Genomic DNA, 14,733 nt, shown 5'->3' on the forward strand with positions numbered 1-14,733 from the left:
AATCAGCATGTAAAAAAGCCGCAACAATGTGCGGCTGAGTCTTTGGCGCTTAAAGGCGCTCAGGATTGAAACAACAATCAGGATAAAGCTGAATCCGCTGTGTTTAACGGATAATTTAAACCGCGTTTAGGGAAAGCTGATGGAGGCGCAGGGCCCGTTAATCACCGAATCCCGCAAAATAAGTTCAGACACAAACTTATTCTGTTGGGATAAATAACCGCCATCGAGCATGGAAATAATCTGACTGATGACTTCACTGACCATATCGCTGACCGGATCTTTCACGCTTGATAATGCCGGAATAAGAAACGGCGCGGTCGGGATATTATCAAACCCGATCACCGAAACCTGTGTAGGTACGGCAATACCGGCTTCGTTCAGTTTTTTCATCGCGCCGATCGCCATTTCATCGTTACTGGCCAGAATTGCGCTGAAAGTCTGACCGGTCATCAGCAGGGTTTCCACGGCGGCAGCACCGCTGGCTGGCGACCATTTTCCCTGCGCAATCAGCGATTCCCTGACCGGCAATCCGGCTGCGGCGAGCGCCTCTTTATAACCCGAAAGACGTTCTATCGCCGTCGGGGAATCCAGGGAACCGGTGATAAACGCAATATTATGGTGACCGTGTTCAATCAGGGTCTGTGTGGCATTAAAACCGGAACCTTTGTGGTCGCAGTAAATACAATGGCTCTGATGTTTGCGCAATTTACGGTTAACCACCATCACCGGTTTTTTATATTTATCGATGATCTCATCCATTTCATCAACGGATAAAAAGCGCGGATAAATAATAATGCCGTCGCAGCGTAAATCATGCAGAAACTGAATGGCTTCCCGTTCTTCTTCGGCGCTGTGTTTGCCATCGACCAGGATCAACTGACGGCCATTGGCGTCGAGCTTTTTTGCCGCCTGAGAAATTAACTCACTGAAATAATTGCCGTTGTACAGCGTGTTGGTCACCACCAGGCCAATGCACATCGACTTGCTGGTCGCCAGATTGCGCGCCAGTAAATTTGGCCGGTATCCCGCTTCCTCAATGGCTTTAAATACCTGATCTTTCGTTTCCTGGCTCACATAACCTTTACCGGAAAGTACACGGGAAACGGTGGCTTTGGAGACGCCCGCTTTATTAGCCACTTCCTGCATTGTCGACATCAGGGCTTCCTGAAAGTGAAAAATGATGCGTCATTCTACACATTTCAGCCGTTTTACGATGTTTTTGGCATAACAGAACGGCAGTGAGAGATCGTCATCACAAAAATAAAACAACGTTGCATTTTTTTATTGAAGTTACAGAGGGAACTGCACATTCTCGTATGAAACCGGTTACCTATCGTTTCACAGCCTTTCATAAAAAAGCATAACGTTCATAAAAAAGTGGTTTCACAGGAGCCAGGGCTTCTGAAAAACATTCATAACCCTATGAATCTGAGAGAGTTGTACACATGTCTAAAAATTTTGCAGCAATATCACAGTCGATTGTGGATGCCATCGGCGGCGCACAGAACGTTGCGGCAGTGACACACTGCATGACGCGCCTGCGCTTTGTGCTGAATGACGAATCTGTTGTTGATGCCGCCACACTGAAAGCCATTACCGGCGTGATGGGCGTGGTGCGCAACGAAAAACAGTGCCAGGTGATCATCGGTAACAACGTTTCTCAGGCGTACGCTGAAGTGCTGAAACTGCTGCCGGAAGGCTTCTCAGCCAGTGACGACAGCGCTGCACCGTCGAAAAATAAAATCACCCTGAAACGTATCGGCTCCGGCATTCTGGATGCGCTGATCGGCACCATGTCGCCGCTGATCCCGGCCATTATCGGTGGTTCAATGGTGAAACTGCTGGCGATGATCCTGGATATGACCGGCGTATTCGACAAGGGCGCTTCCACGCTGGTGATCCTCAATACCATCGGCGACGGTGCGTTCTTCTTCCTGCCGGTGATGGTGGCGGCGTCGGCAGCGGTGAAATTTAAAACCAATATGTCGCTGGCGATTGCGATTGCCGGGATCCTTGTCCATCCGGCGTTTATCGATTTAATGGCGAAAGCGGCACAGGGGCAGAAAGTCGAATTTATCGGCATTTCCGTCACAGCGGTGAAATACACCTACACCGTTATTCCGGCGCTGTGCATGACCTGGCTGCTGTCTTACATTGAAAAATGGGTCGATCGCATTACACCGGTCGTCACCAAAAACTTCCTCAAACCGATGCTGATCATGCTGATTGCCGCACCGATCGCCATCATGCTGATTGGTCCGCTGGGCATCTGGATCGGTACCGGGATTTCAGCGGTGGTGTATACCGTTCACAGTTATCTGGGCTGGCTTTCTGTCGCCATTATGGGCGCGGCCTGGCCGCTGCTGGTGATGACCGGCATGCACCGCGTGTTCACGCCAACCATTATTCAGACCATCGCGGAAACCGGCAAAGAGGGCATGGTGATGCCGTCGGAAATTGGCGCGAACCTGTCACTGGGCGGTTCTTCACTAGCGGTCGCGTGGCGTACCAAAAACCCGGAACTGCGTCAGACTGCGCTGGCCGCAGCGGCTTCAGCGATTGTCGCCGGGATTTCCGAACCCGCCTTGTACGGCGTGGCGCTGCGGCTGAAACGTCCGCTGATCGCCTGCTTAATCAGCGGCTTTATTTGCGGTGGCGTGGCGGGATTAGGCGGACTCGCCAGCCATTCGATGGCGTCGCCTGGGCTGTTTACCAGCGTGCAGTTCTTCGACCCGTCGAATCCGATGAGCATTGTCTGGGTGGTGGGCGTGATGGTCCTCGCGGTGGTGATCTCCTTCTTCACTACCTTGCTGCTCGGATTTGAAGATATTCCGGTGGAAACCGTGGCGCCAAAAAATACAGCGCCGGAATCAACGGCTTCCGCCGCCTTTGCGGTTTCGCAAAGCGCAGTTAAATAAATTAAAGGAGAGGATTTTACATGTCAGCATCAGCATTTCCTGAAGGTTTTTTATGGGGCGGCGCGATTGCCGCAAACCAGGCCGAAGGTGGCAGTTTTGAAGGAGGCAAAGGGCTGACCACGGTAGATATGATCCCGCATGGCGCGCACCGTCTGGCGGTAAAAACCGGTCAGGAAAAACGTTTCTCCCTGAAAGACGACGAGTTTTATCCGGCGCATCAGGCGATTGATTTCTACCATCGGTACAAAGAAGACATCGCGCTGATGGCAGAAATGGGCTTTACCGTGTTCCGTACCTCAATTGCCTGGAGCCGTCTTTATCCGAACGGTGATGAGCTGGTGCCGAACGCAGAAGGTATCGCGTTTTACCGTGACGTATTTGCGGAATGCAAAAAGTACGGCATCGAACCGCTGGTGACGCTGTGCCATTTTGATGTGCCGATGCATCTGGTCATCGAATACGGCTCGTGGCGTAACCGCAAAATGGTGGAGTTTTTCGCCCGCTATGCGCGTACCTGTTTTGAAGCGTTCGACGGGCTGGTGAAATACTGGCTGACCTTCAACGAAATTAACATCCTGCTGCACAGCCCGTTCTCCGGTGCCGGTTTAGTCTTTGAAGAGGGCGAAAATCAGGAGCAGGTGAAATATCAGGCGGCGCACCATGAGCTGGTGGCCAGTGCTTTAGCGACCAAAATTGCCCATGAAGTGAACCCGGAGAATCAGGTCGGCTGTATGCTGGCTGGCGGGAATTTCTATCCGCAAACCTGTAAACCGGCTGATGTCTGGGCGGCCCTGCAAAAAGACCGCGAGAACCTGTTCTTCATCGATGTGCAGGCGCGTGGCGAATATCCGTCATATACCCGCCGCGTCTTTGCCGAAAAGGGCGTTAACGTCGTGACTGAGCCGGGCGATGACGACATCCTGAAAAACACCGTCGATTTTGTCTCGTTCAGTTACTATGCGTCGCGTTGTGCGTCAGCAGACATGAACGACAACAACAGCAGCGCGGCGAATATTGTTAAATCGCTGAAAAATCCGTACATCGAGGCCAGCGAATGGGGCTGGGGCATCGATCCGCTCGGTCTGCGCATCACCATGAACATGATGTACGACCGCTATCAGAAGCCGTTATTCCTGGTCGAAAACGGCCTCGGCGCGAAAGATGAAATCAACGCGCAGGGCGAAATCAATGACGATTACCGCATCAGCTATCTGCGTGAGCACATCCGCGCGATGGGTGAAGCGATCACCGATGGCGTACCGCTGATCGGCTACACCTCATGGGGTTGTATCGATCTGGTCTCCGCCTCGACCGGTGAAATGAGCAAGCGCTATGGCTTCGTTTATGTTGACCGCGACGATGCCGGTAGTGGCACGCTGGAAAGAAAGAGAAAGAAATCGTTCTGGTGGTACAAGAAAGTGATTGCCAGTAACGGAGGGGATCTGGACTGATGCCGCAACGGGGAATATCCGCAGACCGGGTATTCCCCGTTACCGGAAGGTATTAATTAATCATTTCATTTACTGAAGTTATTTTCGTCATTATTTATTATAGTTTTAACGTTATTATTTCCTGTAACAAACATGCAATATAATTATCCCCTTGCATCCACTCTGCTATTTTTTTCTCCTTCTCCATTAATTCTATTTTAATTTCACCCTCTGTCACGCGGGAAAATTTGCCTGTTGGCTCAGCAAATTAGGTAAAAAGAGTGTGATCTTAATTGCAGAACCTGAGCATGCAAATTGCAGCTATTGTTCGCAGGTAATAAAAAGCAGCGAATAATATGAGTTAATGCATTTTAACATCAGGAGTGATGAATGAAAAAGCAATGGAGCAGGGAACAGGCGGCTGCGTGGAGTGAGCAACAGGGCTGGATTTGCGGATTTAATTATCTGCCGCGCACGGCGGTTAACTGGACCGAACTGTGGCAGCGTGAAACTTTTGATGCGCCGGTGATTGATCAGGAACTCGGCTGGGCACAGGAAGCGGGTTATAACCAGTTGCGTATCAATCTGCCGTTTATCGTCTGGCAGGCCGATCGCGACGGTTTGCTGGCGCGCATCGATCAGTTTCTCAGTATTGCCCGTCGTCATGACATCAGGGTCATGCTCACGCTGATGGACGATTGCGGATTCTCCGGCGATGAGCCGTTCCTCGGGCCGCAAAAAGCGCCGGAACCGGGTAAACATAACAGCCAGGCGGCAGCCAGTCCGGGACGCGATGTGGTGTGTAACCGCGATATGTGGCCGGAAGTGGAGCGTTATGTGCGCGACATCATCCGTCATTTCCGCACCGACGACCGCATTGCCATCTGGGATTTGTACAACGAACCGGGTAACCGTGGCACGTTCGCCACCGGACTGGAAGAAACGATGTATGACGAAAAACTGGAAGGATTTGCGCTGGAACTGATGCATAAGGCATTTGTCTGGGCGCGCGGGGAAGATCCCGTCCAGCCGCTGACCGTCGGTGCCTGGCATTGTTCACAGGATCCGGACCAGCCGGAAAGCGAGTTTTTCACCCATCCTATTGATATGGCGGCGGCTGAACTTTCTGACGTCATCAGTTTTCACGCGTATGTCGCCACGCCGAAACTTTTACAGACACTGCGTTTCTGGCAGAAATTCAACCGCCCGATGTTATGTACCGAATGGCTGGCGCGCCATGTCGGCAGCGTTTTTGAGGAGCAACTGCCGCTGTTCAGCGCGTTCAATGCGGGCTGTTATCAGTGGGGATTAGTGCGCGGTAAAACCCAGACCACGCTGCCGTGGCCCTCTGTGCGCAAGGGCAATCACGATTATGCCCATTTATGGTTTCACGATGTGCTCGACGAATACGGCATTCCGTTCCGGCGCGCCGAAATGGAGCTGGTCCGCCGTTTAACGCGCATTAAGAGTACAGGTTGATTATTCAGGTTTTGACATGCTGAATTATTATGCTGCTGAAACAGCATTATGTTTCCACGTTACAGGCCGAAATTTGAAAGAAAAGGCGTCCGTTGGCATCTGGGAAACTGCGTGCTGACGGACTTTTTTTACTTCATTAAGTTGTTCATATTTTTTCGTGATGAATTCCCCTAAAAATTTAAGTTTTGTCAAAAACGGGCGATAAAAGAGAAGTACCGAATGGGTGACTGACAAACCCTGTCAGTGAGTTATGGATAATCACCACATCACCTCACTGTAGCTTTAGGATTAAACGATGGCGCGTCGCGTAAAGTGCCGCTCGGCGGAGCGGCTGGTTGATATATTAACGGAGCTACACCTGAATGGCGTTGTTAAACGCAATTCGCTTATGGAGAAATTCTCAATCACTGAACGGACGGTCTATCGTGATTTGAATGCACTGTCGACGGTCATTGAGCACTGTGGCGAAGGTGAATACCGGCTTTCATCCGCCCTGCAATCGACACAAACGGAAAATTTGCATCATTCGCTGGCAAAATTTTTGCAGGCTGACAGTTACTTCCCCGAACGTGGAAATGATTTTTGGCAGTATCTCGATGCCCGATTGAACGAAAAACATATCAGCATTCAGAATGCCAGCCCTGAACATACGTTAAAGGCCGATCTTCGTCGTCATTTCCCGGCCATCGAGAAAGCCATCAGACAGCGAAATCTCTGTAAACTGACCTATAAAGGTAAAGACCGGGAACTCCACCCGTACCGGCTTATCAATCAGCACAATATCTGGTATTTACAGGCGACAGATAAAGGGAAGCTGAAATCTTTTTCACTGAGTCAGATCGAGTGGCTGGATATTAAAAAAGAAACCTTTATTCCTGATATTACGGTAATGGCTTTACTGGAAAGCAGTCAGGATCCCTGGATTAGCCGGGAAGGCTTTGACGTGAAACTTCATGTGAAAGGACGCCATGCTCATTATTTCAAAAGACGTGACTTACTGCCTGAACAGAAAATGCTTCAGGATGACGGAAATGGTGTTGTCGTGAGTTGCCGGGCTGCGCATGAAAATCAAATATTACCGCTGATACTTTTCTGGTTGCCGGAGATAGAAATTCTTGAACCTTTCTGGCTCAGGGATGCGCTTTTCCGTTTATTAAAAGGCTACCTGTCTTCAGCTGAAAAATCCTTACTGCCCGCAGAGGCAAAATAATTTAAATAACAATGGAGATGTATTATGGCAATTCCTCTAATCATTTTAGGTGCCGCAGCAATTGCAACTGCCGTCGGCGGTAAAAAAGCGTACAAAGGCTATCAGGACAAATCTGAAGCCAATGAGATCCTTGAGGGGGCTAAAAATCGCTATGACAGTCGCAAGAAAGCCTTCGATATCGTCAATGATGACGCTTCCAGCAAACTTGAACGCCTGGGTAAAAAAGAATTAAGAATTGGCGAGGAATTCCGCGAGTTTGACACCATAGCTAAAGAACTTTTGGCAAAAATGGAGCAAGACGGCCATACCCAGTTGCGTCTGGAAATACCACAGCATCGTTTAAACAAGATTGAGAAGCTGGCTATTTCGGCGACCGAATATCTCGGAACTGTTGTGGGGGCCGGAACATCAGGTGCAGCGGCCGGATTCGCTGTTTACAGTGGTGTCGTGGCGTTTGCGGCGGCCTCCACCGGCACACCTATCGCAGCACTCTCAGGTGCAGCAGCCTATAATGCCACGATGGCTGCCATTGGCGGAGGCTCGCTGGCGGCAGGCGGTTGGGGTATGGCCGGTGGGGCGATGGTATTGGGCGGCGCGGTGGTTGCACCCATCCTGATGATCGCCGGCTGGGCTTATGCGGCACATGCGGAGAAAGCACTGGAAAATGCACAGGATGTCGCCCGTCAGGTGAGATCTGCCGTAGATAAAATGAATCTGGCCGAGTCGCATCTTAAAGTGGTGAATAAATATGTTGATTCTATTTATACTTCCTTGTCTCAGCTTCACACCCTTTTTGCGACCTATTTCACCCCGCTGAAAGAAATGCATCAGAAAATTCTCGAGCGTCGTAATAACAATATTCAGGATGCTATTGAAGACTCTGAAGAATGTCTGCGTATGATTGAGAATGGTTACATGCTGGCGGCTATTATGACCGATGTCATTACCACGCCGTTATTTAAACCAGTGACCAATGAAAAAAATGAAGCTGTTATTGAGAACGGTGTCGTGCAATTGCAGACCGATACGGATGGGATCAACGTGCTGAATAAACACGCACTGGATAAGGCGTTGGCTAAATCCGAAGTGGATAGCGCGAAATATACCTTAAAAGCTTAAAACTGACCGGGCCTGCGTGCCCGGTATTTTTCAGAGTGGCTATTTATACAACAGGTGGCATTATCCTATGGCGACGCAGGAAATAGATTGGGGAAAGGAATTACATGAGACTGTGGTGAAAAGTCTCGCAACATCATTTGGCCTTGATTTTCTGCTGCTTAAAGATCAGGACGGCGGTGATGTTAATACGATTCAAAATGTCCGAAAGGGGATTTACGCTACTGAAGAAGAACGCACGCGGTATGAAAACCGTGCAGCCTATGATCCTGATGTCTACCATCAACATGCAAACTATAAAAAAAACAATGCCAGCGTCAGTGCGCAGCGCAAAGCCGGGACATTAACGGACAGCTACACGGGCGAAACGCTAAAGCACAATGACAAAGTGCATCTTGACCATATTATTGCCGCCAACGAAATTCATCATGATGCGGGTCGGATCTTGTCAGAACTGAACGGAGCCGATCTGGCCAATGATGACAGCAATCTGACGCCGACCGGAGCAACGCTAAACACCTCTAAAAAAGCACTGCCGATGTCGGATTTCGTGAAAAAATTGCAAAAGGAATATCAGGTTAATCAGCAGGAAATCGCGACCTTAAAAAGTCAGCCGGTGCTGACGGAGAAACAGCAGAAGCGTCTGCAAAGTCTGGAAAATAAGTCTAAAGCAGATTTTGAACGGATGCAGAAAGCAGATGAAAAAGCACGGGGGCGTTATGAATCAGAAGTCAACCTCAGCTATTACACCAGCAGCAAATTTGCCCTGAATGTCGCCAGTGCGTCGTTATCAACCGGATTGCGGATGGGAAGCCGTCAGATGCTGGGGCTTATCCTCGCAGAGGTCTGGTTTGAAGTTCACGAACGCATCCCTTCCCTCTATGCCCGCCAGCGTAAACGCTTTGATGCCAGAGAATTCCTGGGTGATATCGGTGAAACATTGGTCGCCGCATGGGAACGGGTAAAAGCAAAATTTCGTGATTTTCTCACGGCCTTTAAAGACGGCGTATTGGGTGGCGTGCTGTCGGCTATCACCACGACGTTGTTTAACATTGTTTTCACTACGAAAAAGATGCTGGTCAGATTGATCCGCGAGATGTGGAATAATCTGGTTCAGGCATTCAAAATCATGGTGTTCAATCCGGATAATCTGCCGCCAGGCCAGCAGGCCAAAGCGGCGAGTCGCGTGATAGCCGCGGGAATTGCCGTCGTAACGGGTGTGCTGATTAATGAATATCTGGCGAGCGTATTTCTGTTCCCGTTCGGCCCTGAACTTGCTGCATTTTGCAGCGCACTGGCGACGGGGATCCTCACGCTGACCATGAATTATTTTCTGGAAAGCAGTGCTCTGATGCAAAAACTATGGGCATTCCTCGACAGATTCAAGGATAAGTATCAGAAAGCGGTAGACTATTTCCAAAATGTGAATGCGGAGCTTGATCGTTATATTCTGGAATTAACCCGGATTGAGTTTGCTATGGATGCGGATGAACTTGCCGCATTTACCGGACATTTAGGGTTGATCAATGATGAAATTTGCCGCGGATTGCTGCTGAAAGCAGAGGCGGAGAAACGCAATATCAGCCTGCCTTTTGAGGCCGGAAATGCACAATCCACCCGAAGCTGGCTGAGTTCTTTATGAGTCTGACGCCATCTTTTCCCTGTAATCAGTGCGGTGCCTGTTGCCGCCATGTTCATCGGGCAGAGGAAACGCGCTATCTCGATCGCGGTGACGGTGCCTGCCGTCACTACGATGATACCCGCCGACAATGTAAGGTTTATGACCAGCGCCCGCTGATATGTCAGGTCGAAAAACAGTTTTTACTGAATTATCAGCAGCAATATAGCTGGCCTGAATTTATAGAACTCAACCAGATAGCCTGCCGCGTACTTGAGACGTTGTAATCATCAATACGCGCGGGGACAGGCTACCTGCACCGGTATTTCATCGCCGGGGCTGAGCACCGTACCCTCCTGCCGGATCAGCGGTTAAAGTTCGCCGCAACCGGTATGAAATGACATACTCATCTCCGGCACACTTCTTGCTTAACCTGATCAACTTCTGTCTGCTATCAGGTTCCTCCATGTCCCTTTCTGCCCTTAGTTTCGTACTGGCCTCGAAAAAAAGTGAAATCATCTGCCTGCAACAACTGCTGGAGATGGGCAAGCTGGTCGGCGCGGTCAGCCAGCTGATCCATGTGCTGCAACGTGAGCGGGGCACGGCGAACATCTATTTATGTTCGCACGGCGAAATGTGGGCGGAACAACTGAGTGAGCGGGCGTTACAGGTCCAGATGGCGGAACAGGCGGTGGACCAGCAGTTGCTTGCGCGGGATCTTAACGGACAGAGCATGGGCAATGCGCCGCGTCTGTTCAGCCGTATCGCTGCCGTCTTACACAGCCTCAGCACATTGCCGGTGCTGCGCCGTCAGGTGCGGGCACTGGATATCAGCCAGCCGGAAGCCATGCGTCAGTACAGCGAGGTTATCCGCACGCACCTGGCGCTGGTGTTTGAAGCTGCCGATATTTCGGGTGATCCGTCCATTTCACGGGCGTTACTGGCGATGTTTAGCTTTATGCAGGGTAAGGAACTGGCCGGGCAGGAGCGTGCATCGGGCGCTGCAGGGTTTGCCGCGCGGCACTTCGATGACGTGGCGCATCAGTTGCTTTTAGATCTGATCGAAGGTCAGGAGCGGTGTTTTCAAACCTTCAGGGAATTTGCCGATGTCCGCTGTCTGGCGTTGTGGCAACAACAACTGAGCGCCGACAGCAGCGAGTTCGAGCGCCTGCGCCGGATTGCCTGCACCCGAACCACCCCGGCAGATGACGGCCCGGATGCTGCGCTGCGCTGGTTTGAGGTGACCACCGTGCGTATTGACGGCATGAAAGTGGTGGAAGATTTACTGGAAGACATTCTGATGGAGTGCTGCCGTGAGCGGATCCGCGAAGCGCAGGCGTCGCTTGCCCTTCAGCAGCAAGATATCGGAGAAATGCCGCAGCAGGAGTCGCATTATTCGGCGCTGATGCCGCCGCAGCTCAGCCGTTGCGTACTGGAGCTGGTCGAGCAGCAATCCCGTCAGTTACAGGCGCTTGATGCCGAACTGGCCGGGCTTCGCGCCACACTGGCTGAACGAAAACTGGTGGAACGCGCCAAAGGGTTGCTCATGCAACACCACGGACTGACCGAACCGCAGGCGCATAAAACTCTGCGTGATATGGCGATGAACCAGAACAAGAAGCTGTCGGAGATTGCCGAAGCGATGCTTGCGGTGTCGGCTGTATTAGGGAAGAAAGGCGACTAATCCCTAAGGAGTATCTGCACTGTCCGTGTGCCATTGTGATGTGCACTGCGTGCTGTGGCGGTGCACCAGGCGGTCAGGCGAGTGCGGGAAATGCGCTAACCGGCTGATTTTATTGCGATGCGCGAAGTTGGCATACAAGCTGCATTGTTTTACCACATAAGGACTAAACCAATGGCGGTTTAGTCAGGATTACGGATAAAGGCGTCCGTCAGCGTTCAGGAAACTGAGCGCTGACAGGACGCTTTTTTTTTGCTCATTTTTCAACATTACAGGAAGCCGCAATGACGCAAGACGATAAAAAAACTCCGGGGCAATTCTCCCGCCGCCGCTTTATTGCCGGCAGTGCGGTGCTGGGCGGCAGCATGATGATGCCGGGCTTTATGAACAGCGTCTGGGCAGCCGGTTCAGATGCGCCCGAGAAAAAAGATATCCGCGTCGGGTTTATTCCGCTGACCGATTGTTCGTCCGTGGTGATGGCGGCAGTGAAAAAGTTTGATGAGAAGTACGGCATCAAAATTATCCCCAGCAAGGAATCAAGCTGGGCGTCGGTACGCGACAAACTGGTGTCCGGTGAACTTGATGCCGCGCATGTGCTTTACGGGCTGGTGTATGGCCTGCAACTGGGCGTGTCCGGCCCGCAGCATGACATGGCGATGTTGATGTCGCTCAACAATAACGGGCAGGCGATCACGCTTTCAAATCAGCTGAAACAGGCCGGTGTCACCGATGCGGCTTCGCTGAAAAAAATGGTCGATGCCAGCGCCAAAGGCACCTGCACCTTTGCGCAGACATTCCCCACAGGCACGCATGCCATGTGGCTGTATTACTGGCTGGCGAACGCCGGTATTCACCCGTTTAACGATGTGCGCAACGTGGTCGTGCCGCCGCCGCAAATGGTGGTGAACATGAAGATCGGCAACATGAGCGGTTACTGCGTCGGTGAACCCTGGAACCAGCGCGCCATACAGGACGATATCGGTTTCACCGCCGCCACGTCACAGGAGATCTGGCCGGATCATCCGGAAAAAATTCTCGGAACGACGTCAGCCTGGGTCGCAGCCAATCCGAATGCCGCCCGTGCGCTGACCGCTGCCGTGCTTGATGCCTCACGCTGGATTGACACTTCCGATGCCAACCGCATTGAAACCGCGCAGGTCGTCGCCGCACGCGCCTACATCAATACGCCGGTGGCAACGATTCAGGGGCGGATGCTCGGTGATTACGAAAACGGACTGGGCAAAAAGTGGAAAGACACCCACAGCATGCGCTTCTTCAACGACGGCGCAGTCAACTACCCGTATCTCTCCGACGGCATGTGGTTCCTGACCCAGCACAAACGCTGGGGATTACTGGACAAAGATCCGGACTATCTGGCGGTGGCCAAAAAAATCAACCGTATTGACGTCTACAAACAGGCGGCGACGGCGGTCGGCGGCATCAACCTGCCGTCCGGGGATATGCGCAGCAGCACGCTGATGGACGGGAAAGTCTGGGACGGCAGTAACCCTGCTGAATACGCCAACAGTTTTGCCATGAAACGCTAAGTGAGGTCGCCGATGTCCATGAATTCAAAACCTAATGTTATCGCGCTGACCGAACCGGTGAGTGCAGAAATTGTACCGATCGCCCCGGTAACGCAGAACGCAGCGCTGCCGGTCCGCGCCGCCAAAACGGCTTATCTCGCCCGGTTGCGCGTGGTGATGCACCGCGTGTTGCAAAAAGCCATTCCGGCATTGCTGGGCGCCATCGTCGTGATCGCACTGTGGCAGATTGCCGCGCTCAGCAGTAAAGGGTTTCCGACGCCGCTGAAAACCTGGGAAGCGGCCAAAGTGATTTTCGCCGATCCGTTTTACATCGCCGGACCGAATGACATGGGCATTGGCTGGAACGTACTGGCGTCGCTCAAACGTGTGGCGATGGGCTTCGGGCTGGCGGCACTGATCGGCATTCCTGCCGGATTCCTGATCGGGCGTTTCAGTTTTATCGCCAGCATGCTCAATCCGATCATTTCATTGCTGCGGCCGGTCAGTCCGCTGGCGTGGTTACCCATCGGTTTACTGCTGTTCCAGCGCGCGGAACCCGCCTCGGCGTGGACCATTTTTATCTGCTCGATCTGGCCGATGATCCTCAATACGGCTGAGGGCGTAATGCGTATTCCGCAGGACTATCTCAACGTCGCGCGGGTGCTGAAACTCAGCGAATTCACCGTGATGCGTAAGATCCTGTTTCCGGCGGTACTGCCTAACATCCTCACCGGTGTGCGTCTGTCGATTGGTATCGCCTGGCTGGTGATTGTTGCCGCCGAAATGCTCACCGGCGGTGTCGGGATTGGTTTCTGGATCTGGAACGAATGGAACAACCTCAACGTGGAAAACATCATTATCGCCATCCTGCTGATTGGCGTGGTGGGCATGGTGCTGGAGCAGGGGCTGATGGCCATTGCCCGCCGATTCAGTTACGACAACCGTTAGGAGCCTGAGATGAAAAATGACAAAGCCATTATCCGCGTGCAGAACGTCAGCCAGAGTTTCCCGACCGCGAAAGGGCAGTTTCTGGCGCTCGACAACGTCAGCTTCGATATTGCGCAGGGCGAAACGGTCAGCCTGATTGGTCATTCAGGTTGCGGAAAATCCACCTTACTGAATCTGATTGCCGGGCTGAGTCGCCCGACGGAAGGCGTGTTGCTGTGTGATAACCAGGAAATCACCGGCCCCGGCCCGGAACGCGGCGTGGTGTTTCAGAACCATTCACTGCTGCCTTGGCTGACCACTTTTGAGAACGTGGCGCTGGCGGTAAATCAGGTATTTAAAGGGGTGATGAGTAAAAGTGAAATGCGTGACTGGATTTCGCACAACCTCGATCTGGTGCACATGGGGCATGCGGCTGACAAACGTCCGGGTGAGATTTCCGGCGGTATGAAACAGCGGGTGGGCATCGCCCGTGCGCTGGCGATGAAACCGAAAGTGTTGCTGATGGATGAACCTTTCGGCGCGCTCGATGCGTTAACCCGTGCACATTTGCAGGATGCGGTGATGGAGATTCAGTCGCGCCTGAAAACCACGATTTTGCTGATCACACACGACGTGGACGAAGCGGTACTGCTTTCAGATCGCGTAATGATGATGACCAACGGCCCGGCAGCGAAAGTCGGCGACGTGTTGCAGGTAGAACTGGCGCGCCCGCGCTCGCGGCTGGCGCTGGCGAACGATCACCTGTTCCACCAGTACCGTCAGCAGGTGCTGCAGTTCCTGTATGAAAAACACCGGTCAGTTGCCTGA

General features: G+C 52.1%; 12 protein-coding genes. 11 read left to right on the top strand and 1 reads right to left on the bottom strand.

The features are described 5' to 3' along the window. Nucleotides 1-126: 126 nt before the first annotated feature. Complete coding sequence (locus tag AACU55_RS15000; RefSeq protein WP_037034388.1) at nt 127-1,155, bottom strand: LacI family DNA-binding transcriptional regulator; 1,029 nt, start codon at nt 1,153-1,155, stop codon at nt 127-129. A gap of 290 nt (nt 1,156-1,445) precedes the next feature. On the opposite strand from AACU55_RS15000, the gene ascF reads away from it, so the two are divergent. The 11 genes from ascF to AACU55_RS15055 all read left to right on the top strand — a co-directional run bounded on the left by ascF (nt 1,446) and on the right by AACU55_RS15055 (nt 14,733). Continuing rightward, nucleotides 1,446-2,918: a PTS cellobiose/arbutin/salicin transporter subunit IIBC gene (gene ascF / locus AACU55_RS15005; RefSeq protein ID WP_134705645.1), complete on the top strand. Its 1,473-nt coding sequence runs from the start codon at nt 1,446-1,448 to the stop codon at nt 2,916-2,918. 20 nt (nt 2,919-2,938) lie between these two features. Next, entirely contained in the window at nt 2,939-4,369 is a 1,431-nt protein-coding gene (locus AACU55_RS15010; RefSeq protein ID WP_134705646.1) for a 6-phospho-beta-glucosidase, read from the top strand. Nucleotides 4,370-4,738: 369 nt separating this feature from the next. After that, nucleotides 4,739-5,827 (top strand): cellulase family glycosylhydrolase, encoded by a 1,089-nt coding sequence (locus AACU55_RS15015; protein ID WP_134705647.1) that lies wholly within the window; start codon nt 4,739-4,741, stop codon nt 5,825-5,827. 295 nt (nt 5,828-6,122) lie between these two features. Continuing rightward, a complete protein-coding gene (locus AACU55_RS15020; RefSeq protein ID WP_134705648.1) occupies nt 6,123-7,037 on the top strand; it encodes a helix-turn-helix transcriptional regulator in 915 nt (304 codons plus the stop codon). Between the two features lie 24 nt (nt 7,038-7,061). Continuing rightward, nucleotides 7,062-8,156: a chemotaxis protein gene (locus tag AACU55_RS15025; RefSeq protein WP_134705649.1), complete on the top strand. Its 1,095-nt coding sequence runs from the start codon at nt 7,062-7,064 to the stop codon at nt 8,154-8,156. Between the two features lie 67 nt (nt 8,157-8,223). Next, complete coding sequence (locus tag AACU55_RS15030; protein ID WP_134705650.1) at nt 8,224-9,795, top strand: cobalamin adenosyltransferase; 1,572 nt, start codon at nt 8,224-8,226, stop codon at nt 9,793-9,795. After that, nucleotides 9,792-10,058, top strand: coding sequence for a YkgJ family cysteine cluster protein (locus AACU55_RS15035; protein WP_013575700.1), 267 nt, complete (start codon nt 9,792-9,794; stop codon nt 10,056-10,058). Before AACU55_RS15030 ends, AACU55_RS15035 begins: the two co-directional genes overlap by 4 nt. Nucleotides 10,059-10,237: 179 nt before the next feature. Continuing rightward, complete coding sequence (locus AACU55_RS15040) at nt 10,238-11,455, top strand: nitrate regulatory protein (protein WP_134705651.1); 1,218 nt, start codon at nt 10,238-10,240, stop codon at nt 11,453-11,455. 281 nt (nt 11,456-11,736) lie between these two features. After that, complete coding sequence (locus AACU55_RS15045; RefSeq protein WP_134705652.1) at nt 11,737-12,999, top strand: CmpA/NrtA family ABC transporter substrate-binding protein; 1,263 nt, start codon at nt 11,737-11,739, stop codon at nt 12,997-12,999. 12 nt (nt 13,000-13,011) lie between these two features. Beyond that, entirely contained in the window at nt 13,012-13,926 is a 915-nt protein-coding gene (gene ntrB, locus AACU55_RS15050) for a nitrate ABC transporter permease (protein WP_134705653.1), read from the top strand. 9 nt (nt 13,927-13,935) lie between these two features. After that, on the top strand, nt 13,936-14,733 hold the full coding sequence (locus AACU55_RS15055) for an ABC transporter ATP-binding protein (protein WP_013575696.1): 798 nt from the start codon (nt 13,936-13,938) through the stop codon (nt 14,731-14,733).

The sequence above is a fragment of the Rahnella sp. CJA17(1/100) genome (genome assembly GCF_963881615.1).
Lineage (GTDB): Bacteria > Pseudomonadota > Gammaproteobacteria > Enterobacterales > Enterobacteriaceae > Rahnella > Rahnella aceris.

What these genes read in the sequence shown, in the direction of transcription:
- AACU55_RS15015 (WP_134705647.1), top strand. Translation starts at nt 4,739, where the DNA reads ATGAAAAAGCAATGGAGCAGGGAACAGGCGGCTGCGTGGAGTGAGCAA.
- AACU55_RS15020 (WP_134705648.1), top strand. Translation starts at nt 6,123, where the DNA reads ATGGCGCGTCGCGTAAAGTGCCGCTCGGCGGAGCGGCTGGTTGATATA.
- AACU55_RS15000 (WP_037034388.1), bottom strand. Translation starts at nt 1,155, where the DNA reads ATGTCGACAATGCAGGAAGTGGCTAATAAAGCGGGCGTCTCCAAAGCC.
- ntrB (WP_134705653.1), top strand. Translation starts at nt 13,012, where the DNA reads ATGTCCATGAATTCAAAACCTAATGTTATCGCGCTGACCGAACCGGTG.
- AACU55_RS15045 (WP_134705652.1), top strand. Translation starts at nt 11,737, where the DNA reads ATGACGCAAGACGATAAAAAAACTCCGGGGCAATTCTCCCGCCGCCGC.
- AACU55_RS15030 (WP_134705650.1), top strand. Translation starts at nt 8,224, where the DNA reads ATGGCGACGCAGGAAATAGATTGGGGAAAGGAATTACATGAGACTGTG.
- AACU55_RS15010 (WP_134705646.1), top strand. Translation starts at nt 2,939, where the DNA reads ATGTCAGCATCAGCATTTCCTGAAGGTTTTTTATGGGGCGGCGCGATT.
- AACU55_RS15035 (WP_013575700.1), top strand. Translation starts at nt 9,792, where the DNA reads ATGAGTCTGACGCCATCTTTTCCCTGTAATCAGTGCGGTGCCTGTTGC.
- AACU55_RS15055 (WP_013575696.1), top strand. Translation starts at nt 13,936, where the DNA reads ATGAAAAATGACAAAGCCATTATCCGCGTGCAGAACGTCAGCCAGAGT.
- ascF (WP_134705645.1), top strand. Translation starts at nt 1,446, where the DNA reads ATGTCTAAAAATTTTGCAGCAATATCACAGTCGATTGTGGATGCCATC.
- AACU55_RS15040 (WP_134705651.1), top strand. Translation starts at nt 10,238, where the DNA reads ATGTCCCTTTCTGCCCTTAGTTTCGTACTGGCCTCGAAAAAAAGTGAA.
- AACU55_RS15025 (WP_134705649.1), top strand. Translation starts at nt 7,062, where the DNA reads ATGGCAATTCCTCTAATCATTTTAGGTGCCGCAGCAATTGCAACTGCC.